13 protein-coding genes are annotated in these 23,828 nt (G+C 48.3%); 9 read left to right on the forward strand and 4 right to left on the reverse strand.

All coding sequences use genetic code 11. The features are described 5' to 3' along the window. From BN93_RS01960 to BN93_RS01985, 6 genes are all read left to right on the forward strand, one after another. A partial coding sequence (locus BN93_RS01960; protein WP_019186676.1) for a Glu/Leu/Phe/Val dehydrogenase dimerization domain-containing protein occupies nucleotides 1-1,051 on the forward strand: 1,051 nt, incomplete at its 5' end. 169 nt (nucleotides 1,052-1,220) lie between these two features. Then, a complete protein-coding gene (locus tag BN93_RS01965) occupies nucleotides 1,221-1,907 on the forward strand; it encodes a septal ring lytic transglycosylase RlpA family protein (RefSeq protein WP_019186677.1) in 687 nt (228 codons plus the stop codon). Nucleotides 1,908-2,206: 299 nt separating this feature from the next. After that, on the forward strand, nucleotides 2,207-2,797 hold the full coding sequence (locus BN93_RS01970) for a DUF4240 domain-containing protein (RefSeq protein ID WP_019186678.1): 591 nt from the start codon (nucleotides 2,207-2,209) through the stop codon (nucleotides 2,795-2,797). A gap of 688 nt (nucleotides 2,798-3,485) precedes the next feature. Then, the gene (locus BN93_RS01975; protein ID WP_019186679.1) at nucleotides 3,486-5,231 is read left to right on the forward strand and encodes a phosphoethanolamine transferase; all 1,746 of its coding nucleotides are present in this window, start codon (nucleotides 3,486-3,488) and stop codon (nucleotides 5,229-5,231) included. Between the two features lie 465 nt (nucleotides 5,232-5,696). Continuing rightward, nucleotides 5,697-6,530, forward strand: a complete 834-nt coding sequence (locus tag BN93_RS01980; protein WP_019186681.1) for a glycine zipper domain-containing protein — start codon at nucleotides 5,697-5,699, stop codon at nucleotides 6,528-6,530. 615 nt (nucleotides 6,531-7,145) lie between these two features. Next, nucleotides 7,146-8,498 carry an MATE family efflux transporter gene (locus tag BN93_RS01985; protein ID WP_019186682.1) on the forward strand — a complete coding sequence of 451 codons (1,353 nt, stop codon included), beginning with the start codon at nucleotides 7,146-7,148 and terminating at the stop codon, nucleotides 8,496-8,498. A 313-nt stretch (nucleotides 8,499-8,811) separates the two neighbouring features. Here the strand turns inward: BN93_RS01985 and BN93_RS01990 are convergent, their stop codons facing one another. Both BN93_RS01990 and BN93_RS16240 read right to left on the reverse strand, forming a co-directional pair. Then, a complete protein-coding gene (locus tag BN93_RS01990; protein ID WP_019186683.1) occupies nucleotides 8,812-10,128 on the reverse strand; it encodes a DUF6630 family protein in 1,317 nt (438 codons plus the stop codon). Nucleotides 10,129-10,254: 126 nt separating this feature from the next. Next, a complete protein-coding gene (locus BN93_RS16240; protein ID WP_019186684.1) occupies nucleotides 10,255-11,568 on the reverse strand; it encodes a DUF6630 family protein in 1,314 nt (437 codons plus the stop codon). Between the two features lie 1,985 nt (nucleotides 11,569-13,553). Here BN93_RS16240 and BN93_RS02000 point away from each other — a divergent pair. The 3 genes from BN93_RS02000 to BN93_RS02010 are packed head-to-tail and all read left to right on the forward strand — an operon-like array spanning nucleotide 13,554 to nucleotide 19,363. Then, a complete protein-coding gene (locus BN93_RS02000; RefSeq protein ID WP_019186687.1) occupies nucleotides 13,554-16,727 on the forward strand; it encodes a SusC/RagA family TonB-linked outer membrane protein in 3,174 nt (1,057 codons plus the stop codon). Between the two features lie 58 nt (nucleotides 16,728-16,785). Then, nucleotides 16,786-18,186 carry a RagB/SusD family nutrient uptake outer membrane protein gene (locus BN93_RS02005; RefSeq protein WP_019186688.1) on the forward strand — a complete coding sequence of 467 codons (1,401 nt, stop codon included), beginning with the start codon at nucleotides 16,786-16,788 and terminating at the stop codon, nucleotides 18,184-18,186. Between the two features lie 4 nt (nucleotides 18,187-18,190). Then, nucleotides 18,191-19,363: a TlpA family protein disulfide reductase gene (locus BN93_RS02010; protein ID WP_019186689.1), complete on the forward strand. Its 1,173-nt coding sequence runs from the start codon at nucleotides 18,191-18,193 to the stop codon at nucleotides 19,361-19,363. 1,518 nt (nucleotides 19,364-20,881) lie between these two features. Here BN93_RS02010 and BN93_RS02020 read toward each other — a convergent pair. Together BN93_RS02020 and BN93_RS02025 are read right to left on the reverse strand one after the other, a co-directional pair. Then, the gene (locus BN93_RS02020; RefSeq protein ID WP_019186693.1) at nucleotides 20,882-22,714 is read right to left on the reverse strand and encodes a RagB/SusD family nutrient uptake outer membrane protein; all 1,833 of its coding nucleotides are present in this window, start codon (nucleotides 22,712-22,714) and stop codon (nucleotides 20,882-20,884) included. Nucleotides 22,715-22,734: 20 nt separating this feature from the next. Beyond that, nucleotides 22,735-23,828: TonB-dependent receptor domain-containing protein (locus BN93_RS02025; protein WP_044259424.1), on the reverse strand; the 1,094-nt coding region annotated here is incomplete at its 5' end.

Here is a 23,828-nt window from a genome sequence, read left to right on the forward strand (position 1 = left end):
TGTAAACCTCTCTATCTTGAAGTTCTTGGGCTTCGAGCAAACGTTCAAAAACGCACTTACCACGTTGCCTATGGGCGGCGGTAAGGGTGGTAGCGACTTTGCACCCCGCGGGCGCAGCGATGCTGAAATCATGCGTTTCTGCCAGGCTTTCATGACCGAATTGTATCGTCACATCGGTCCGAACGAAGACGTTCCCGCAGGCGACATCGGCGTGGGTGGCCGCGAAATTGGTTACCTCTTTGGCATGTATCGCAAGCTTACGCACCAATTTGAGGGCGTGCTTACGGGTATGGGCCTTGAATGGGGTGGCTCAATCTTCCGTCCTGAGGCTACCGGTTACGGCGCACTTTACTTCGTTAACCAGATGTTGGAAACCAAAGGCATCGACATTAAGGGCAAGACCGTGGCACTAAGTGGTTTCGGAAACGTGGCTTGGGGTGCTGCTAAGAAGGCTACCGAGCTGGGCGCAAAGGTTATCACCATTAGTGGACCCGACGGTTATATCCTCGACCCGAACGGCATTAGCGGCGAAAAAATCGACTATATGCTCGAACTTCGCAGCAGTGGCAACGACGTTTGCGCACCATACGCAGACAAGTTCCCCGGCTCAACGTTCTTTGCTGGCAAGAAACCTTGGGAGGCAAAAGCCGACATCTACTTGCCCTGCGCTACCCAGAACGAACTGAACGGCGAAGACGCCGACAAGATTTTGGCTGCCAAACCCGTTTGCGTGGCCGAGGTTTCGAACATGGGTTGCACCGCCGAGGCTGCCGAAAAGTTCGTGGCTACGAAGACATTGTTCGCACCTGGAAAGGCTGTTAACGCTGGTGGCGTAGCAACTTCGGGTCTTGAAATGACGCAGAACTCCCTGCGTTTGGGATGGACCGGCAAGGAAGTAGACGAACGTCTGCACCACATCATGTCGTCGATACACGAACAATGTGTGAAGTATGGCACCGAGGCCAACGGATACATCGACTACGTGAAGGGCGCCAACATCGCCGGATTTATGAAGGTGGCTCACGCCATGATGGCTCAGGGCATCGCATAAACAACGTAAACGCGATAAGAATTAGAGTGTTGTGCACCCGCATGCCTAAGGCAGAAGGAGCTGCAATCCGTGCCGAAGGCTGTGCATCGGGGTGTGACAAACCTCAATAATCATAAATTCAAACAACGTGACGCATTTAAGATACGTATTGTTTGTAGCATTTACCATTATGGGCTTTATCTCTTTGCACGCACAGCAGAGAGGTAAAGCCTCTTTTTATTCGCGCCAAGCAACGGGGGCGCGTACCAGTAGCGGCGAACGACTGCATCATAACGACTTTACTTGCGCCCACAGAACGCATCCTTTCGGCACAAAGCTGAGAGTGAAAAACCTAAATAACGGCAAGGAGGTTGTTGTGCGGGTGAACGACCGCGGCCCCTTTGGGCGTGGACGTATTGTTGACTTGTCGTGGGGTGCCGCTAAGGCGTTAGGCATGCTTTCGCATGGAGTGGTTCCCGTGGAGGTTACGCCTGTGGATAAGAAGCAGGTGTCTTCTGAGGGCAAAGAGTCGACTTCCGACAAGCGTTTAAAAGAAGAGTCGGGCGAACGAAAAGGAAAAGCCAGTGCGAAGAAGAAGGGAAAGCATAAGGCGAAGAAGGGAGCTACCGTAGGAAAGAAACACAAGAAAAAGGGTTCGAAACTGAAAGGTAGTGCCAAAGTGCGCCACTCGGCCGCAGCAAAACACGTTAAGTCGAAGAAGAAACATGTTAAGTTGAAGGAGAAACATGTTAAGTCGGAGCAGAAACACGTTAAGTCGAAGAAGAAACATGTGAAAACTAAGCCCCAAAAGGGCAATAAGAAAACCAAGAAGGGAAAGAAAGAGAAGAAGAAAGGGAAAAAGAAAGGGCGTAGATAGCTGGGCTGTGTGCACAAGGCTGATGCAAGAGAAGTAATAATTGGCCTTTTATTTAAAACCAATTATGCTGCCAACGGGTGATGAAAGCCTGCTTTTGGCTTGCTGCGACCGGCTTGTTGCTATCGGCTTGCAATAGCTGTAATGCTTAGCAAATTAATGATGAAGGCTTGCTCTTGTTAGTTGGAAGTTGGTAGAGTGCAGCAGGATTACCGGATAAAGGCAACCTGCAAATGCCTGAAATGCCCCAATAAGTCTGTTTTAACCTCTTTCACCCCCTTCAAATTAAAACCTTTTATGTTATGGAAAAGCAAAGACAACAAGAGTTGGCCGAACTTAAACCAACGGCCGAAATGATGGACGAAGAGCAATTTTGGGCTATCGTACAAACCGCAGTAGACGAGGCTGGCAACGATGAAGATGAATATTTGGAAGTGGCTAAACGCGAGCTGAGCAAATTGTCGTTAAAAGAAATGATTGGTCTTAGGCTCCGAACCGACAAACTTCTTTACGACAGCTACACCTCCGAGATGTGGTGTGCTGGCTATTTGATGAATGGAGGCTGTTCGGACGACGGCTTTGAGTATTTCCGCTTGTGGGTTATATCGCGCGGACGAAAGGTTTATGAGGCGGCTATGGCCAACCCCGACAACCTTATCGACTACATAGGCGATGATGACGAGATGGACTTTTTCGAGTTCGAACTGTTCTGGTATGTGGCGTTAGAGGCGTTTGAAGAGGCCGTTGATGCTGATTTGTACGACTATATTGACGACGACAACTTCAAAACTCGTGAAGGCAACTATCCCAATTTTGAATTTAATTGGGAAGAAGACGAACCTGAATCCATGCAAAAGTTATGCCCGCGCCTATTTGAAAAGTTCTGGGAATAAAGCCCTTCTTACATGATGCACATGGCGTTTGGCACTTGCCCAAACGTTTGAAACTTAGAAATAGGACTGCTCAGTGGTGTTGATTGGGACAATTAGTGGCATGGTTTGGACTTATCATCGCTAACAAGTAACCGATTTGTTGCTGTTGATAGGGACGATTGGTGGCATGGTTTGGACTTACCATCGCTAACAAGTAACCGATTTGTTGCTGTTGATAGGGACAATTAGTGGCATGGCTTGGACAATAAGAAGGGCTAGTATTGTCTTCACAGATTAACCCCATTGAACAACTATGGCTTGTTCTTCCTGACCAACATCGCGATAGGTTGGACCAATCAAAGCCGAAAAACCAATTGGAAAAGCAGGCTAGTAACACTCGTTTTTGTGATATTGCTGTTCGTTAAAAACCTAATGAACAGCAATATTTTCTTTTGTTCAGGGCATGTTGGCGTATTGACAGGATGGGCCAACTGCTCCTCTCTCCCCTTGATAGGAGGTGTTGGAGTAAGGCTATTTGGGAGAGAAAAGCGGGTAGGGGAGAGGTTGTTTGTTGGGCAGGAGCGAGAAGTAAGTCCGCTTGGCGTGCGCCTTCTTTGGACGAAAAGCCGCGAGATAGTTGAGGAATACGGATTTTGTCAACTCGTTTTTTCTTCCGACCTTTGCACAAAGAAAACAAATCTGCACAACAATGATACGCACACTTATGCGTCCTTTGCGCCAATGGGTGTTCTTCGTGGCCATGTTTGCGGCCATTACGCTGATGCCTTTCGAGGCCATTAAGCACATGTACGCCTATCCCGACGAAGTGGCGGCATCCCTGCTGCACCTCGTCGTCGCCCTTGCTTTGGCCTATTTACTCACCTGTGTGGTGCATGCCGTGGGCCGAACATGGCTTAAATGTTTGGCCTACGCCCTGCCCACGTGGTGCGTGTTGTTGCGAAGTTTTCTGCATTTCGCCCTCCATTCTGAGCTCACACCCAAGACCGTGATGCTCGTTGCAGAGACCAACGCCGCCGAGGTGTCGGGCTTTTTCTCCACATTCGCCGTGTTGGCAGGCGCATTTAAAAGCTATGCCCTCACCATATTATATATCGCCGCGGTTGTTTTTGCCGAGCGCCATCGGCTTACTTGGGGGCGTTGGTTGCAGCGCAAGCTGCCCCAAAAGTTGCTTGTAGGCACAATCCTCAGCTCGTTTGTTGCCCTAGGCTACACTTATTCGGCCATTCCTGCCCTGCTACGCTGCCAAACCACGGCCGATGCCGAGTGGTGGAACATTCGTTATTACGCCTATTCGATGGACGATTTGTCCATTGCCGCCTACTCGTTATACGTTCCGCATCTGATGAAACGCGAGTTGCAAGAGGCCGTGGCCAATAATTTAGCGGCGGCTAAGCGTGCAAGTAGCCTGGCCAATGATGCCGATTCGCTTACGTTGGTGGTGGTTATTGGCGTGTCGTATATCAAGAGTCATGCCCAAATCTATGGCTATCCGTTGCCCACTACGCCGCGAATGGTGGCCGAACAAAAGCGCGGTAACCTGCTGGCTTTTACCGATTATATCAGTCCTTACAACTTCACCACCGAGGCGGTAAAGGCCATACTCAGCACCAACGATGTGTCCGCAGGGCAGAATTGGAGCCAAGGCGCACTGTGGCCCGTGGTGTTTAAACGTGCCGGCTACACGGTTGAGATGTGGAGTAACCAACTGGTAACGGCCGACAACGTGTTTACCAATTACAGTCTTAACGGCTTTATCTACCATCCGCAGATACGTTCCGTGGCCTACAACAGCGTTCGCGGTAGTGAAGGAACGCTCGATGGGGCGCTTGTTTCGCGAGCCCTTGCCCATGCAAAGGCCAACAGTTGCCGCCATAGGCTGTTGTTGTTACACCTCAACGGCCAACATTTCAATGCCAAAGACAAATATCCCGATACGTCGGCATTCAACGTTTTTAGTGCCGCCGACATTAAAAGTTCTGCCTCTTGGCTAACGCTGAGTAAGCGACAACAAGTGGCTGAGTACGACAATGCCACCCGCTACAACGACCATGTGCTGGGTATGGTGTTCGATGCTATGCGCAATACGCAGGCCGTTGTGGTTTACTTGCCCGACCACGGCGAAGAGATTTACGACTGGCGCGACCAATATGGCCGCTCGACAACGCCCGAATACACTTCGGCCTACATGCACAGCATGAACGATATTCCCTTTATTGTATGGGCATCGCCCTCGTTTATTGCGCGCAATCCCCAGGCGTGGCATCGTCTGCAAGGTGCGGTAGCTCGTCCGGGCATGTCCGATGGCCTCTGTCATCTGCTCTTTGGCATCGCCAACGTACGCACTCCTTATTATATAGCGCGCAAGGATATGGCTAGCGACATGTGGAAACCCGCGCGCAGAATTGTTTATGGAAAGGTGGAGTATAAGCCATAACGGAAAATGGTTTGTACTTTTTAGAGGGGGAGTTGATGAGCCAATAGGGACGAAAGAAACAACGATTGTTTGGCCGATGTCGCTTATCCGCTGGCCAGATCTGTTTTATTCGTCAGCCAGATTTGTCTTATTCGGCAGTTTTATCTGTTTCATTCGTTAGCCCTTTATCTGTTTCATTCGTAAGAATTAATCTGTCTTATTCATCCCTTTCTTCTTAGTATAACCATTTGAAATACAGGTTCTTCCTGTGTTCTTGCTTGTCCTATCTTGCTTGTTTCTTCCACCTGCCTTCCTGTTCTCCTTTTCCATTTAGGGTATTCCCTACCTTCGTTTGGGGGAATTCCTCTCACGGACTTGGGCATTCTTACTAACTTTGCATCCAGAAACGAGGACGAAAACGGCCAACAGCGAAAGGCTTACCCAAGGCAATGCCGCAGACTTTCGTCCCAATAAAAAACAAACGCGATGGTAGCAAGAAAACTCATCATGGCACTAATCGCACTGGCGATGCTCGTTGGATGCGGAACTTACGCAGGCTCTGGGGCCTATGCGGGTGCCACACTTGGCTCAATCTTAGGCAGTGCCATCGGTGGAATAACTGGCGGAGCGCGCGGTTCGGACCTCGGACAGATTGTTGGTACGGGCGTAGGAGCTGCTATCGGAGCTGCCATTGGCGAACAAGCCGATAAGAAAGCCGAAGAACGAAGTGAGAAAAGGCGCGAACGCATTGAGCAACGCCGCCGAGAAATGGAACGCGAAGACTACGGATATAACAATGAGGAGCCTGCTTACGGCCAATATCCGCCCAGTGATAGCGGCTTTGATGAGAACAACGGAGGCGATGACCGCATATTCGATTTCAAGGGTTCTGACTATACAGGCAATTACAGTGCACAACAACCAAGTGCTGGTGAGAGCGTACAGCAAGAGCCAACGCGCACAATCGGCACGCTGCCGATAGAGATACGCAACGCTCGGTTTGTAGACGACAATCAGAATCGACAGATTAATCGCGACGAGCTTTGTAAGGTTATCTTCGAACTATGGAACAACAGTAGCCAAACGCTACACGACGTTCAGCCCATCGTTACCGAAGAGACGGACAACAAACACTTGGCTATCTCGCCCACCATACACGTTGAACAGCTTGAACCAGGCAAGGCCATACGCTATACGGCACTGGTAAGGGCAGACAGAAAACTGAAACCAGGCAACGCCGTTATACGTGTGGCAGCCGTAAGAGGAAACAACATCCCCATTTCAGAGCCCCTGTTCTTCAACATCCCAACAGATAAATAAGTAGTTCATACAACATTCAATATAATAGGTACAGCATTAAATTTAAGGAAAAAATCATTCAGGTTTAGAGACGTTATTTAGAAATCAGGTTGATGATTAAAGGCAATTGTGAAGTTGCCTCACAAACAAAGAGAGAGATTTATACAACAGAGAGAAGGCCACGGCATGTGTGTTTCATCGTGTCGTTGGCAAGAGAGTGGCGTTCTATCGTGGTTCTGTGCGGAGGCAACCCTATTCCAGCCTCTTTAACAGTCCACGGTAGAGCCAGCCCATACCAAGACAAACGAACTTCTCAACTCGTTAAAAGAAAACAACAGCCGGGCATTCTGAGTTGCGAATACTAAGGATGTTCGGTTTTCCTATTTGCCAAACTCGCTGAAAAACGCTACCTTTGCAAGCATTATTGAGGTTAAACCGCAGTCGCGTTATTGGTAAACCAGGGCGCATTAGGCAAAGGCATCCGCCCTAGATAAACCTTAAAAGTTTGCTTGGGCTAACTTAACAGGAAAGAAAACCAAGGCCTGTCTAGACGGCATAACTATTTGGGACAGCCACGTTACCTTGGCTATCTGTTCAACTTAGCCCACAGAAACCTCCCCTACACACCGCACCAACATGGATAACAGAGACAACATAGACTTTGGTAAGATGAACATCCCACGGCTGTTCGTAAAGCTTTTCGTGCCAACCCTTCTCGGTTTGGTGTTCAACGCCATGCTTACGCTTGCCGACGGCATCTTCGTTGGGCGGGGTATAGGCAGCAATGCCTTGGCGGCAGTAAACATTGCTGCGCCCATATTCCTCATCGGACTAGGTGTGTCGCTCATGTTTGCCACAGGCGTTAGCGTTGTGGCGGCCGTTCACCTTTCGCGCGGCAACAACAAGGCTGCCAACATCAACGCCACGCAAGCACTTACTGTTCCATTCGTTGTCATGTCGGTGGTAAGTGTGCTTATTGCCGTTTTTGCCAAACCGCTATGCTACCTCTTTGGCGGTTCGCAAACGCTCGAACCCCTCGTTGTTGAGTATCTCACTTACATCAGTCCCATACCTGCCCTCATGGTACTTGTGCATGTGGGCGGCTTTATCATTCGGCTAGACGGTTCGCCTAAGTACGCCATGTACACCAGCGTGGTCCCTGCCGTGCTCAACATCTTTCTTGATTGGCTGTTTGTCTTTCCGCTTAACCTTGGTTTGATGGGCGCAGCCTCTGCTACAAGCATTTCCGAAGCCATTGGTGCCGTGATGGTTGTGGCCTATTTGGTGTATTTCCCCAAGACCATACGCCTTTATCGCCCCAAGTTTACGCGCACCAGCGTTCGCCTTACCGTGCGCAACTTAGGTTATATGATGAAGTTAGGCGTTCCAACGTTCATTGCCGAGACCGCCATTTCGGGGTTAATGATTGTTGGAAACTTCATGTTTATGGCCTTTCTTCACGAAGATGGCGTGGCTGCATTCAGCGTGGCGTGCTATCTTTTTCCACTAGTCTACATGTTTGGCAACTCCATTGCACAGGCGCAGCTGCCCATTGTGAGCTACAACCACGGCCAATCCAACCACGACCGTGTGCGCCATACGCTCCGCCTATCGCTTGCGCTCACGGCTGTTAGCGGAATCGTCATCAGCCTTTTGGGTATGCTGGCCTTTCGCCCACTCATTTCATTGTTCTTGGCCGAAGGCACCCACGCTTTCACTGTGTGTGCCGAAGGTTTCCCACTCTTTGCCACCAGTTTCGTGTTCTTTTCGCTCAATGTGGTTATTATTGGCTTTTACCAAAGCGTGGAACGGGCCACCGAGGCCATTTTCTTCATGTTCTTGCGCGGCCTTATATTTGTCATTCCCATCTTCATTGCCCTTCCCTATCTCATCGGTGTCGTTGGGTTATGGCTCGCCGTTCCCCTCGCCGAGGCGTTGACTTTCGTTGTGCTAGTGGTGTGGAGCAAACAAAAGCGGGTTTTTAGTTGATGAGTTGTTCGGTTAACAAGTAGACGAGTTGACAGGTTAACGAGATGTTCAGTTGACGAGTTAACAAATTTTCTAGTTGACCAGTTGACGATTTTCTCAGTTGACAAGTTAACAAGTTGACAAGTTAACGAGTTGGATAGTTAACGATTTGTTCTGTTGGCAAGTTTACCAGTTAACAAGTTGACGAGTTGATAAGTTCATAAGTTGACGAGTTAACCCGTTAACGAGTGAACGAGTAGACAAGAGCAACAAGCTGGCAAGTTTGTGATGCACTAAATGGCACAAGCCCGCTTGTTTAAACCTGCTGTTAAGACTATATCTCCTTTGCAATATCAATGCACTGGTTAACCTCCATACACAAGTCCGACAGCTTTTCAACATCCTGGCGTTCGTAGATAAAGTAAAGATAGCCAAAGTTGCCGCACACTATCGTAAACTTAGCAACACATAAACCCCAGTCTGCCCATTGTTTATTAAGAATGTCACACCAGGTATCTATTTCGTCGTCCTCGTTCAGCCAGTCTTCATTTAGTGTAAGATGGTATTTGTCCGCCAAACCTTTCATCTTCAAACAAAATTCCTGCTTAGTCACCTCCCAATCCACCTCAACGGCATTGCCGTTGTCGAGCATTTCGTTGGCAATGGCAGCCCAAATAATGTCACAATTCCGTTCATTTTCATCCATTTCCCTTTCACGAAACCTCTCCATGTTGTCGATAAGATACTGTTTTGGCGCGTCGATACACCGCTCAACCTTAGCGAACAGCGCATCACCATCGGGCAGCAACCTCGCAATGGCTTTGTAGTTCTCGGCATCGGTGCTTTTTTCTAGCAGATAATCCATCATGACTTTCCAACTTTGTAACTCGGCAGCAAGATTGTCGTTCAGCACATTGTGCAACACTTCCATTACCTCTCGCTCGCTCAATTTGTCTTTCTCATAATTTATAACATGATTATCATGCGCTATATCACTGGTAAAGACTTCCATTTTGAAATAGCCGGCCTGTTTTTTCGGACTAATTGATAGATGGTTGAATTGGTATTCTTCATTTGCTTTTATCGGAATATGCGCCCACATAAGAATGCTTTTAAACGTGCCAGGCTTTAATGCGGCAAGTTGTTGCCTTACGTCTTTCGGCGTAAAGCCTCCAATAGTTGTGTCGTCAACAACCATGTCCCAATCCGGATAGAATGTTTCCATCCAGCCACTCAACTGCTCCCAATCTTTATCTGTTGCCCTATGTCCACGCGTTTCGCCCTTGTTCGTTATGCCCAAGGTTCTATTCACGACAGATGCAATTGCCTTTTTCTTGAAAACAAGGGTGGCAATAAGGGGCAAGGCGATAAGCGGTGCGCAGACAATAGCTGCGACGATTACCGCCACATTACGGCTGCCTCTGTTGTGGCTGCCTCCGATAAGGCTGTTCACAAAGTCTGCTAAGCCATTAAAAAAATCGTCGCCGACAATCAGAGACAGCAAAACTAATTCCAAAGCAAACACCGCAAAGAACACTAAGACCATCTTCTTTGCCACCTTGCTGCATATCTCCATTCTTGTTTCCAAGTCTATGGTTTCAGCATTGGGTATGTTACGAAACCATTTTTCTGCGCGTTCTTCCTTTGTCATATCTTTTATTGTTTGTTTAAGTATCGTTTTCTATTAACGGGGCTGACGAGTCGGCAGGCTTGTTTCCTGTTGACCAGTTAACGGGTTTGTAATTCGCTAAGTGGCAACAAGGCTTGCTCGTTAAGACTATATTTCCTGTGCTAAATCAATTGTACGAAGAACCTCATCGCCCAGTTTTCTTAGCTTTTCTAGCGTTTCGCATGTGCAAATAAAGAGAACATAGCTGTCGCTATCAATATCAAATTCGGCGATGCAGAAGCCTTGCTCTTCCCATTTTCCGTCAAGAACCCCACACCATGTCGGAATGTCCCCATCCTTTTGCAGCCACTCCTCGCGTAGTTCAAGATTATGTTTGCCTGCCAAATCCTGCATTTGCAAATAAAACTCTTCCTTAGTTTCCTTCCAATCCAGCTCAACAGCATTGCCGCTGTCGAGCATTTCATCGGCAATGGCTATCCAAATTATATCACCATTTCGGTCGGTTTCATCCATTCCCCTGTCCTCATATCTCTCCTCATGGTCCATATAATATTGTTTGGGTGCGGCGATGCACTTCTCAACCAGAGCGAGATACGTTTCTCCTCCGGGCAATAGCTCAACGATGGCTTTGTAGTTTCCTGCATCAGTGCTTTTTTCTATCAGGCAATCCGCTAGAACTTTCCAGCGTTGCAACTTAGGGATAGCATGGTTGTCAAGAAGGTTTTGCAACGTCTCCATTGTTTTCTTCTCACTCAAATTCTCCTTTTTGTAGGTTATCATGTGGTTGTTGTGCGCTATGTCAATGGTAAAGACCTCGACATCGAAACGCGCAAAGCGGTCTCCCTGATAGATGAAAACATAGTTGTACCTGAATTTGTCGTCTACCTTTATCATGTCTGGCGCCCAAATATAAATAGAATCACGCTTGCCATATTTTAGGGCTGCAAGTTGCCGCCTTACATCAATTATCGTAAAACCGTCGCTACTTTCTTCGTCATCGCTATCCATGCCCCAGTCTGCATAACGCTTTCCTGAATGGTTGGCAAACTGTTCGCTTTCATCGTCTGTTGCCCATTGTTCGCATGTCTCGTCTCTGTCTCTTTCTGCTAAAAAGCTGTTTACGGCAGACGCCATTCTCTTTTTCCTGAATAAAACGGCAGCAAGAAGGGGTAATGCCATAAGTGGTAGATACAAGATAAGAACACCCAGTGCCGTACGAGCAACTCCACTTCTATAATGCTCTTGCAGTGTACCGTTAATCACGAAGTTTCCTGCGTCATTAAAGATTGTTTCTTTATCGAATAAAAAGAGCAAAACTATTTCCAAAGCAAGCACGGCAAAGGAAACTAACATCACCTTCTTTGCCACTCTGCGGCATATCTCCTTTCTTGCTTCCAGGTTTAAGGTTTCGGCGTGAGGTACGTTGCGAAGCCATTTTTCAGCGCGTTCTTCCTTTGTCATGGGTTTTTCTCCTTAGTTTATTTTCGGTTTTCAGGTTATATCGGTATAAGTAAGTTGCTTCATGGCGATTGTTGTTACGCGCCAAACCCGTGCAAGTTGCTTTAAAATGTCCTTTCTTTCAAAAGGGAGTATCGCATTTGTTAACGCGAAACGAGGCTTAGGCAATGCAGGCCAACAGTCGGCATAAAGTGTTACGGAGGCAAAATTAAAGAAATAATTTGTAACCACAATGGCTTTTGTTGGGATTTTAATACGCGTTAGATAATTTGACCAATCTTTCCGTCAAACAAATCAGTTGACGAGTTGGTTATCAGTAGACGAGTTAACGAGTTGACAAGAGAATGATTAGTTGGCAAGTAGACGGGTTGACTGATTAACAAGTGAGACTTCTGTTGACAAGTAAAGCTATGAATTTGTCTGCTCGTTTACTTGTTATCTTGTTCAGTCGCTATCTTGTTCACTCGTTATCCTGTTACCTTGTCAACTCGTTAACCCGTCAACTTGTCAACCTTTATTTTTGTCCACTTTTCAGTATGAATTTTAACATTATGAGTGCCATTTTTACCCACGAGCAGTCCGCCCTGTCGCAAAAAATCGATTCTCGCGGAGGTTTGTTTTGGTGCAAAATGGGGTTAGCCTGTGCATGCTGCAAAATGAATTTTTATTTGAAAAGGTCGTCATCTACACCAGATTTTGGGCCATTTGCAGCTAAATGTACTGCGTTTTGGTGCTAAATGCAGTGCATTTTGGTGCTAAACGCAGTGCGTTTTGGTGCTAAACGCAATGTGAAATGCCGCTAAATGCAAGGCATTTTGGTGCTAAACGCAGTGCAAAATGCTGCTAAATGCGAGGAGGTATGAATAAAAATGCACTGAAATGGTATAAACAAAACCTTTTAGATGCTTGAAAAACATGGCTAAAAGGGGCAAAATACCTATCAAAAAGTGGGATTTTAGGGGTGAAAAGTGGGTAATTGGGCCTGAAAAATTTGGGGTTGGCAACCAAACTAGAAGGGTAAAATGGTGAAAAATGCAGCCAATTGGCTTAAAAGTGGACAGAAAGATGAACGTGTAAGGCTGAAAATTGCGGCAAATTACCAGTTTTGGAGCCATTTTTTCGCTAGAATGGGGTGGCGGTAGAAGTGTGTTTTGTAAAATATAATGTAAGATTTTAAGATTTTGAGTTTATGGACTTATGAGTTGTTCGAGTTTATGAGTTGGCGAGTTGTTTGAGTTTATGAGTTGATAAGTTTTAGTTTTTGAGTTGTTTTAGTTGTTTTAGTTTGTGAGTTTATGAGTTGGCGAGTTAGTGAGTTGTTTGAAATTATGAGTTTAATGAGTTGGTGGGTTAGTGAGTTTATGAGTTAGTAAATTGGTGAGAGTTAAGTTTTCGAATACAGGAGTTTGTGAGCCAATAAGAACGGATTGCAATTAACAACTGGCGAATGAATAAGGTAAGAAGGGGGATGTTGGTTAGCAAGTTGACGAGCTAATTGGTTTCGGCTGAGGGGTTTAGTGGTTCTTTCCGTGTTCCTCGAAAAGTGCGTTTCCTCGCCATGACAATGTTCAAGTGAACTCGACATTGCGCCTTTGGCTTAACGAAAACCTCTTTTCTCTTGCTCAAAAGCAAAAAAACGATTATCTTTACAGCCGATAAGGTGGAACATGTTATGACAGTGGGCTTTCTTCGCCACCCACATACAGGTGGGCATAACGCCTGTTACACGCCGCCAATCATTTAAAAATCTATACACGAAAACTGGTATCAGCCACCACAACAGCCCGCCAAACACGTAACTTAACAGCCGACACAACACATCATAGCAATACAAAACAATACCCAAAAGCCAATGAACCCAATTTTACCCCGCGTGCAAACAGCCATGCACCACGCGTTGAGGCATCGCCTTGCAGTTGCCATTATTTTGCCGTCGCTGCTGACTATAGCCCCACCCGCTGCGCAAGCCACAGCCGCCAACCTACAACGTGAGCCACGAACAACCATGCCCGATAACGGCAAACGCCCTACTTCGCGGAACCGTTACCGACGATAATGGCGAACCGCTGATGGGCGTTAGCGTGTCGACCGATGGGGGTACACCCCTCGCCGTGACCGATGCCGACGGCAAATTCAGCATCGCCATGCCTGCCAACGCCACGCAACTAACCTTTACCTATGTGGGTATGGCCACACAAGCCATAAACATTGGCCAACGTTCTAACTTTTATGTCGCCATGAGCGCAGGCGAACAGGCACTTAAAGACGTTGTCGTTACGGGCTACCAAACCATATCGCGCGAACGAACAACAGGCTCGTTCAACGTTGTTACGCCCGAAAAGCTGAAAGGTAAACTGCAAACCAACATCTTGGCACGGCTCGAAGGTATGGTGCCGGGCATGATGCAACAGAATGGCGCGCTGTACATCCGCGGCATGTCTACGCTAAACGGTGGTGCCAATGCTTACAGTCCGCTGTTCGTTGTAGACGGCCTGCCCTTCGAGGGCGATGTAAGCAGCATCAATCCTGCCACCATCAAGACGATAACCGTGCTGAAAGATGCCGCAGCAGCATCAATCTATGGCGCCCGCGCTGCCAATGGCGTTGTGGTTATCAGCACCATCGATGCGAAGGGCGAGAACAAAACCACCATCAGATACGATGCCAGTGTGAAGTTTACGCCCAAACCCGACATGGACTACCTGAACCTGATGGACACGCGCGAGATGATGGACCTTCGTGAATATGGGTTTAAGTTTAACTCCGTGCCCTATGCCATGATACCTCCAAACTATTACCTCGACCCCGTTTCGGAATTGCTCTATAAACATCGCGACGGACTTATCGACGAGCAAACGTTTCAAAACGGCATGAACAAATACCGCAACTTGAACAACCGCAAACAGCTAGAAGACTTCTATACACAGACGGGTATCGAACACCAACACAACCTGAGCCTGAGTGGTGGAAACGACATCAACCGCTACGTGTTTACCCTTAACTATACGGGCAACCGCTTTAATGCGCGCTACAACCAGATGCAACGCTATGGGGCTACACTAAGAGACAACATCAAACTGACGAGTTGGCTTAACGCTGAGGCCGCCCTCACCATAAACTATAACAACACCAACAGCGACAGGGGAATGGGAACTTACACCGACATGTACAGAAACCAACCCTCGTACACGATGCTGAAAGACGAAGGCGGAAACCCCTTGAACGTGCCCACATACAAGTCGGAATGGGAAATGAACCGACTTATTGGCCTTGGACTTAAAGACGAACATTACAGTCCCATAACCAATAGGCGCGAAGAACGATATAACAGTAACGAGAACTATTACAGGCTGATGCTGGGACTGAACCTCAAAATCATGAAGGGGCTTAACCTCGACGTGCGTTTCCAAACCGAAAATTCGGCCGACAAAACGGTAGAGATACGTAGCGAACGCTCGTATTATGTGCGCAACATGATAAACGATGCCGCCCAATACGACCCAAACACCAAAAAACTAACCCTTAACGTGCCAGAAGGGGCACACTATGCGGAGAGTAGGGGCGATGCCGACTCGTACACCTTGCGCGCCCAGCTCAACTTCAATCGCGACTTCGGCCCCCATAGCATCACAGCCCTTGCCGGCGGCGAACGGCGCAGAACAAAGACCACCAACACCTCGATATACTACATGGGGTTCGACGAAAGCACGCTGGCTTACAAGCCGATAGACCCAACAGCCCTGACAAACCTCAAAAGAACGGAGTCGCTTGCGGGCAGTTTCAGTTGGTCGTTCACAGGCAACAATTGGATAAACGAGATAGAAAACCGCTATGTATCGTTCTATGCCAATGCTGCTTACGCCTTCGACAGCAAGTACAACCTTACGGCGAGCATACGTGTTGACCAGTCTAACCTTTTTGGAACCGACCCTCGCTACCAGTATCGCCCGCTTTGGTCGGTGGGTGGTGCATGGCATATCGCCAAAGAACGTTTCTTGGCCGGTAAGCTGTCGTGGCTCAACGCCCTCACACTTAGGGCAACTTACGGCATTGGCGGAAACGTTCCACGCGGTGCCAGCCCATACGTTACGCTAAAAGCAGCCCAATATAACCCTTGGAGCAAAGACTTTGGAGCTGAAATAAAGAACCCGCCCAACTACACGCTGCGCTGGGAAAAGACCGCAACCACTAACCTAGGCCTTGATTTTGCCGTACTCAACAATCGCCTTTCGGGCAGTATCGAGGTTTATCACAAGCATTCAACCGACCTCCTTGCCCAACGCGATGCCGACCCCACACTGGGCTTTAAACAACTAACGCTGAACTATGGCAACATGACCAACAAGGGCATTGAGGTTTCGCTGAACAGCGTTAACCTGCAAACGCGAAACCTAAGGTGGACAACGGGCCTGAACTTTGGTTATAACAAGAATACACTAGACGATGTAGAAGACTCTAATCCCAACGTGCACTCGTACACCAGCGGCTTTGCGGCAGTTAAGGGACATCCGCTTGGGGCAATATTCAGTTTTCAGTACGCTGGCCTTTCGCCCACCGATGGAACGCCACGCTATTACGTAGAAGGCGGCAGCAAAACCGAAGCGCAAGTAAGCAACTTGTCAGACCTTGTTTATTCGGGCACGCGCCATCCCACTTATAGCGGGTCGTTTAGCAACACCATTGCTTATAAAGACTTCGAGCTGTCGTTTATGTTGATGTTCTACGGCGGCAATGTGCTGCGCACCGAGCCGGCCCCCTTCGTGTCCGAACCATCGCATCTCAACCCCAATAAAGAGATGCGCAACATCTGGAGGCAACCAGGCGACGAGCGCAACCCCGATGCTACACCTGCATTTACGGGCTATGCGCTAGACTTGGCAACAGTGAGGCATCCGTGGTATGCAGCCGACCGCCACGTGTTTAAGGCCGATTATGCCAAGCTTCGCCACCTGTCGCTCACCTATCGCGTACCCCAGCGACTCGTGTCTAAGTGCGGATTGGCGCAACTGGCCTTTACCCTGCAAGGGCAAAACCTGCTTAGCTGGACTGCCAACAAATACGGCGTAGACCCTGAGGCGTTGGGAACTACGGGCTACGGATGGGGCATGCGCACCATCCCAACGCCTGCAACATGGACATTCGGCCTTTCGGCAACGTTCTAAACCTGCGCCCTACACACATTAAAGGAAATGACAATTCCCACATAAAAGCAAAAGAAAGATGAAAACAACATATAACACCATCGTGTCAATGGCCTTTACCGCGCTGCTATGCGCCTGCGATTCGTTTCTCGACATCAAGCCCAAAGGAGAGAGAATACCAGAAACGGCCGCCGACTACAAAACCATGATCAGCCATTATGATATACAAAAGATGGGCGAAACATATCCCATCTACCTCACCGACGATTGTTATCTGCCAGACATGGCATTCAGTACGGGTACCCAAGGGCTTAACACCATCAAGCCAAGCCTAAAACGTCTTTACACATTCGACAAACAAGTGTTCGGCGATGGAGAAGACGATACGTTCTGGTCCTCGTCTTATTCGCGCATATTCACCAATAATGTGGTTATTCGCGAAGTGATGGATGCCTCAGAAGGAACCACTGCGGAGAAGTCGGCCATACGCGGCGAAGCACTCGTTAACCGTGCGCTAGACTATCTGTATCTGGTTAATGGCTACGCCAAACACTATAACGAGGCCACGGCCGAGGCTGATGCGGGCGTGCCGTTGTTGCTTAACGCCGACATTTCGCAAACCAATCTTACACGAACTAGCGTAAAAGGGGTGTATCAGCAGATTTTGGCCGACCTCAATGAGGCAGAAACCAGCCTGCCGGAAGAAATAAACGGCAATGCCTTTCATGCCACAAAAGATGCCGCACGCGGACTTAGAGCCAGGGTTTACCTATGTATGGGCAACTATGCAGAGGCCCTGAAAGCGGCCAACGAGGTGATTGCCCGACACGATACGCTGCTAGACCTTACGCGTTATGAAGTGGTGAAACCCGCAGGTATGATTGGCCGCACCAACGTTCCTGACGCCGATGCCAACCCCGAAAGCATCTTTATCAAATACGCACCCTATGTCTTTGGGTTGAGTTCGAAGGTGTTTCCGTCGGATAGCTTGTTGAAACTGTACACAGATAGCGACATGCGAAAGGTGCTTTTTATGGCCGAAACGTTTCGCGGAAAAACACTTCCGCGCCCAATATGGGTTCCGTATGTGCGGGCCAATACGGCTGTTGGTACGCCCGAGCTGTTTCTCATCGCTGCCGAATGCGAAGCCCGTGTGGGCACTCTGCCGCGAGCGATGGCACTGGTAAATAAATTGCGTGCCCATCGTATGAAGGAGAACGCTTATGTCTCGTTGGCGGATAAGGACAGTGTGCTGAGCTTTGTACTCGAAGAACGCCGCCGAGAACTGGCTTTCAACGGCTTTTTACGGCTCATCGACCTGAAAAGACTTAACCTAGACCCACGTTTTGCCACTACGGTTAAACATGTTGGCGATACTGAAACATGGATGCTGCCGCCAAACGACCCGAGGTTCGTTCTGCCCATTCCGCAAAGGGTGATGCGCTTTAACGCCAACACCATGACCCAAAACGAAAGATAACAATATGAAACGACTTTTTTCGATTGCCCTATTGGCTGGGCTTATCGCAGTTCAATGCTTGGCTGTGGGCATCAGCGTGCAGGGGCATACGGCCGACAAGCGCATTAAAAGACTGTATCTCTTCATGGTTCAAGATGAGCGCTACGGTTATGTTCAGCCCCTCGACTCGTTCGAGGTGACGGACGGAAAGTTTGCCTATCAAAATGATACGCTCACCACGCGGCTCTTCTTTCTTTCGCCCGTGTTCAACGCTAGCGACATGGAGAGTTGTTTCGAGCAAGGCACTTACTTGTTTTTAGCCAGTGGTAACAACTTGCTGTCGGTTTCTAGGAATGCCCGTGGAGCAATAACGGCAGACAATACCAACGTGAAACTTAACGCGCAATACGCCCTGTTTACACATCAAAAGGACAGCGCAGGCAACAAACATACGCTAGACTCGTTGGACCAGGTGTTTTATGCGGCAAGAGATCGCAACGACCAACGCGAGATGCAGCGCATAAAAACGAGTACCGCGCCTATCTATAACCGCGCCTACGAACAGCTGCGACAATGGTTGGACAAGGAAGTGGCGCGGCAGCAAGGCTCGCCCTTCGGGCTATACCTTTATTATACATACAGGTTGCAGCACGCCAACATCACCAACCGCACTGATTTAGACCGTGCGCGGCAAGTGGTTGAGGGGGCTAACGATGAGGCGAAACAAACGTGGTACTACGCGCGAGCAACGCAAAAGCTAAATGCGCTGGAACAAACGGTGGTGGGAAAAACGGCTCCTCCCATTGTTGGCGAAGACAAGGGGGGTAAGGCTTTGAGCCTTTCTCACTTCAAGGGAAAGTTTGTTTTGGTAGACTTTTGGAGTTCTTCTTGCACTTGGTGTAGGAAAGAAACGCCCAACTTGCTTAAAACTTTCAATGCTTTTAAAAACCAAAACTTCACCATTTTGGGCGTTTCTACCGACTTTAAGAAGGCAGATTGGCTGAAAGCCATCAAAGAAGACGGAGCTATATGGCAACAGCTTTTGCTTAAAGGCGATGCGCGTAAGCAGGTTATGGCAGCCTATTCCATTGTAAGCATCCCGCAAATTCTCCTTGTTTCGCCCGATGGAACAATCATTGCCAAAGACTTGCGGGGGAATAAAATCTACGAAGCGGTGCAAAAAGCACTAGCGAAATAGCAGTTAACACACGCCGGTACAAGGCAAAACGGGCTAAGCAGGCTAATCGTACAAGTACGATTAGCCTGCTTTTATTATATAGGGAGGGTGGTGTAGGGAGTGGGTTAGCGTACGAACGACCGATGGCTGGAGCAACAGCTGTTGCCGTTGACTATGAGCAGCATGCCCTGCAAACGCTTGCGCTGGTCGTTGCAAGCGTACATGTTTTCTGTGCCATTTTCCACTCGTGCGAGTTTACGGCATATTTATTTTGTCTAGTTTTTAGTAAGGATTTTAACATAAAAAGTGACCTTTTTGTCCACCAATCGCCCACCTTGCCGCAAAAAATCGATTCTCGCGAAGGTTTGTTTTGATGCAAAATAGGGGTAGCACGTGCATGTGGCAAAATGAATATTTATTTGAAAGGGCTGCCATTTGCACCCGTTTTGGGGCTATTTGGTGCTAAATGGCGTGCGTTTTGGTGCTAAATGGAGGGTGTTTTGGTGCTAAATGCACTGCGTTTTGGTGCTAAATGCAAGGTGTTTTGGTGCAAAACGCAAGGTGTTTTTGTGCTAAATGCGGTGTGATTTGCTGCTAAATGCAAGACGAAAAGCATAAATATCCACAGCTTTTGTATAAACAAAACCTTTAAGAACCATAAAATACATGGCCAGAAAGGGCAAAATGGCCATTAAAAAGTAGGGTTTTAGGGGCAAAAAGTGCGTAATTGGGCTTGAAAAATTATGAGCTGGGAACCAAAATAGAAAGGCAAAATGGTGCAAAATGCAGGTTCTAGGCTTAAAAATAGACAAAACCCAAGGCGTGAAAGGGTAGAAAAAGGGGCTTTTTACCTACTTTTTAACCAATATTTTCGCTAGAACGGAGCGAAAATTAGAGCGGTATTGTAAAATAAAAGACAGAAATTTAAGGTTTTGTTTTTTTGGTATTTTGAGTTTCTAAGTTGATGTGCATGTGTCTTTTGTGGTTGATGAGTTTGTAAGTTGATGAGCTGATAAGTTTGTAAGTTGATGTGTTAGTGAGGTTTTGAGTTGGTGAGTTGTTGAGTTGATGTCTTTGGGAGTTGTTGGGCCTTAGTGAGTTTTTAAGCCAGCGAGTTAGCTTGTTCAGCGTTGCTTTCAGTTTATAGAAATATTAAAAGTCAATACGACTTAGGAAATAAGTTTCATCTAACCATAAGTAAGCCCCTTTCTGTTAGTCGCTATCACATCTTTAGCGCACAGCCTATGTGCGCGATGGATAGAAGCTACGTAATCAGCAGAAGGACTTAAAATTAAGCTGTTCAATTTCTTGTAGAATACATTTGACAACATCTGGTGCCTTGTGTCCTCTCATTTTAGCAGACGGCCGATGAATGATAGTCTGAAGAGGGAGCTTACTTTATGAAATAGAAATACTTGATGCCTATTAATGGGCATTGTAGATAAGGGAATTGCACTGATTAGAAGTTTACCGCACAGTAATATTTCAATAAAAAACTCCCCCACCTTGCAGGCAAGATGGGGGAGCTCTATTGATGGATTATTTCTTGTCTTCCCAACCAGGGGTTTGCTTGATGGCATGACCAGCGTTGCGATAGAGCGTTAGTTGGTCGATGGGGATGGGGTAGAGATAATCCTTATCGGAGTAGGTACGCATAAAGCCTTGTTTCACAATAGGTATGATGTAGCCTACGCTGTCGTTTACCTCGTATTCGCCCTTAGCATTGAGGAGAACAAGTTTCATCTCTTTCATCTTTTCCAGTGTTAAGATCTTCTTGGGGTCGGTAGTGGGGTGAACCCTGTTGTACCACTCCATGTATTCGCGTTTGTTGACGTAGGCGCCCATGTTAAGCTTGGGGTTCTTCACCATGTCGGCATAGTTTAGTTTCTTCCAACGGCGCAAGTCGTTAAAGCGTAAGCCTTCGTACACCAGTTCTACACGGCGTTCGCGACGTATCTCCCAAAGGATGGGCGAAACGTCTGCATCGCGCTGCGAGTCGTTTATTACGCCAGCGGGTACACGTAGCGCATCGCCCACCAGCTGCAAGGTTGGCATGTTGGTGCTGGCGCGCTGACGAAGGGCGTTGATGGTTCGGTCGAAGTCGGTTTGGGTGAGGGTGTACTTGCCCAATGTGGCCAACTCTGCTGCTGCCTCGATGTAGTTCATCATCATTTCGTTGAGCTTCATCACGGGCGCATCGGTGATGTTGGTGCTACTTTTTCCGCCGGGCTGGTCGATGAGTTTGGGGTTGACAAAGCGATTGGCGAAATAGCCCGATGCGGCATACACTGATGCAACAGAGGGCAAGCGCAGTTCTGCGGTGTCGATGGTGGCATAAAGGCGTGGGTCGCGGTTGGCTATCTCGTCTTTGAGCAGCTTGTCGCCTTTGTAAAGTGCGTTTCCTCCCGTTTGCGTTATGGGCAGTCCGTCTTTCGTAAGGTAGCTTTCGATGAGCGATTTTGATGGGCTCGACTCCTCGCTCTCCGTGTTGTTGAACGACATCAGGCTGTGGGTAACAACGCCGGCTACGTACGCACGGTAGAGAATGATTTCGGGATTACCGGCCAGGTCAATCGATGCGGTGAGGTCCTTGTAGTTGCTGCACAGCTGATAGCGTTTTGATTTCATAATGTAATCGGCCGCATCTTTGGCCACTTGCAGGTATTTGGCAGCCAACTCGTTGTTTTTGTTGTGGTATTTTTGCCACGTGCCTTCGAAGAGGAAGATGCGCGAGGTGTATGCGTACACCAGGTCGTTAACGATTTGCACGCCTTTGACTTCGTCTTGCTGGCGAATGTTGTCCATAGCGTACTTCATATCTGAGAGAACGCTGTCCATCACCTCCTGTCGTGTACTGAATGCGCGATAAAGTGCAGCCTTGTCGGTTGGTGCAACGGGGTGTTGGTAGTAAGGAACGTCGCCGAAGTTAGATACAAGCTTGGCGTATTCTAAGCCGCGCAGAAAACGGTTGACGCCTGTCCAATGGCGCTTGGGCTCGTCTGGCATGGCAGAATGCGCCAGTTTGTCGAGATAGGTGTTGATGGTGTGCACCTGTTCGAAGTTCCAAGGGTAGCTGCTACTTGTTGTAGTGGGCACGTTCTTGATGAAGAACGTGGATTCTTCTTGTGCGTTGTCGTCGTTCCAGTCGGCGATTTGGGTCTCTGCGAACCAGTCGGAACGGCTCCATCCTGAGTTGTACCCTTTGAAGTAGATGGGATAAAGGTCGTACATTGCAGACCTAATGACCTCTTCCGAGTTCCACCTTTCATCGATGTCGGCGTTCACACGGTCTAATGGCTCGCGTGTAAGGAAGTCGTTGCAGGCCACCAAAGGTAAAGTTAAGAGCGCGAGGCTCAATATCTTATGTTTCATTTTTATGCTTGTTAGGAGGGTTAGAATGCGGCTTGCAGGCCGAAAGAGATGGTTCGCGTGTAGGGATATGAGCGCCCGAAGGACCAGTCTGATTCTCCCTTTCCGCGTTTGTAGTTGGTTGTTTCGGGGTCGAAGGGCAGGTGTAGGCTGTCGAACTCAAAGAGATTTTCGGCACTTACATACACGCGTACGCTTTGCAGCAAGGCTTTGCTCACGATGTTTTGCGGCAGGGTGTAGCCCAGTGTGATGTTCTTGCAGCGCAAATAGGCCATGTTAGCCAAGAAACGGGTTTGTGTGAGGTAGTTCCGAGCATTTTGTTTCCAGCTCATGTCCGTCGGGCGGGGATAGAATGCACCCGTATTGGTGGGTGTCCAATAGTCTAGCTGATGCTTATATGCGGCTTCCTTGTAGCTAGAACCGCCTGCGGGGATGCCAATTGCACCGCCAACCCAAAAGTCGCGCTTGCCCACGCCTTGGAAGAACATGTTGAAATCGAAACCCTTGTAGGTTGCTCCGAGCGAGAAACTGTATTCGTAGTTGGGCAGGAAGTTACCAATCACCTTTTGGTCGCCATGGTTTTCAACGGTGTTGTCGCCGTAAGTGATTTCTCCATCACCGTTAATATCCTTATATTTAACGTCGCCCGGACCGAATTTAAAGTCGTCGCTCTCGTATTTACTTTGCGATGCGATGCCTGGTTTCAGTTTTCCGTTGCTGTCGAAGTCGTCGGCTTGGAACAGACGGTCGGTTTCGTAACCCCAAATCTCGCCTAAACGTTTACCTTGATAGTTGCCGTTGATGTTGCGCGTTTGGCTGTTAAACTTGGTGATGACCTCTTTTACGTGCGAGAAAGAGGCAGAAGCCGAAACGCCTAAGCCGTTGGAGAACTGGTGCTGATAGCTTATGCCCAGCTCTAAGCCAGTGCCAGTAATTTCTCCGTAGTTCTTCTTGGGGGGCTCTGCACCGAAAGTGGCGGGCAGCTGTTCGCCTCTGGTGTGCATGCCCGATGTTATGCGGCGATACCAGTCGAATGTTACGTTGAGGTCGTTGTTAAAGAAACTGGCATCAAGACCGAGGTCGAGCGTTGACACACGTTCCCACGTCAGTTCTTCCG

Source organism: Prevotella conceptionensis 9403948, from assembly GCF_000312305.1.
GTDB lineage: Bacteria > Bacteroidota > Bacteroidia > Bacteroidales > Bacteroidaceae > Prevotella > Prevotella conceptionensis.

Coding starts and splice junctions, on each gene's coding strand:
- BN93_RS01990 (WP_019186683.1), bottom strand. CDS start 10,128: ATGACAAAGGAAGAACGCGCAGAAAAATGGTTTCGTAACATACCCAAT.
- BN93_RS01985 (WP_019186682.1), top strand. CDS start 7,146: ATGGATAACAGAGACAACATAGACTTTGGTAAGATGAACATCCCACGG.
- BN93_RS01970 (WP_019186678.1), top strand. CDS start 2,207: ATGGAAAAGCAAAGACAACAAGAGTTGGCCGAACTTAAACCAACGGCC.
- BN93_RS01975 (WP_019186679.1), top strand. CDS start 3,486: ATGATACGCACACTTATGCGTCCTTTGCGCCAATGGGTGTTCTTCGTG.
- BN93_RS01965 (WP_019186677.1), top strand. CDS start 1,221: ATGGGCTTTATCTCTTTGCACGCACAGCAGAGAGGTAAAGCCTCTTTT.
- BN93_RS01980 (WP_019186681.1), top strand. CDS start 5,697: ATGGTAGCAAGAAAACTCATCATGGCACTAATCGCACTGGCGATGCTC.
- BN93_RS16240 (WP_019186684.1), bottom strand. CDS start 11,568: ATGACAAAGGAAGAACGCGCTGAAAAATGGCTTCGCAACGTACCTCAC.
- BN93_RS02020 (WP_019186693.1), bottom strand. CDS start 22,714: ATGAAACATAAGATATTGAGCCTCGCGCTCTTAACTTTACCTTTGGTG.
- BN93_RS02010 (WP_019186689.1), top strand. CDS start 18,191: ATGAAACGACTTTTTTCGATTGCCCTATTGGCTGGGCTTATCGCAGTT.
- BN93_RS02005 (WP_019186688.1), top strand. CDS start 16,786: ATGAAAACAACATATAACACCATCGTGTCAATGGCCTTTACCGCGCTG.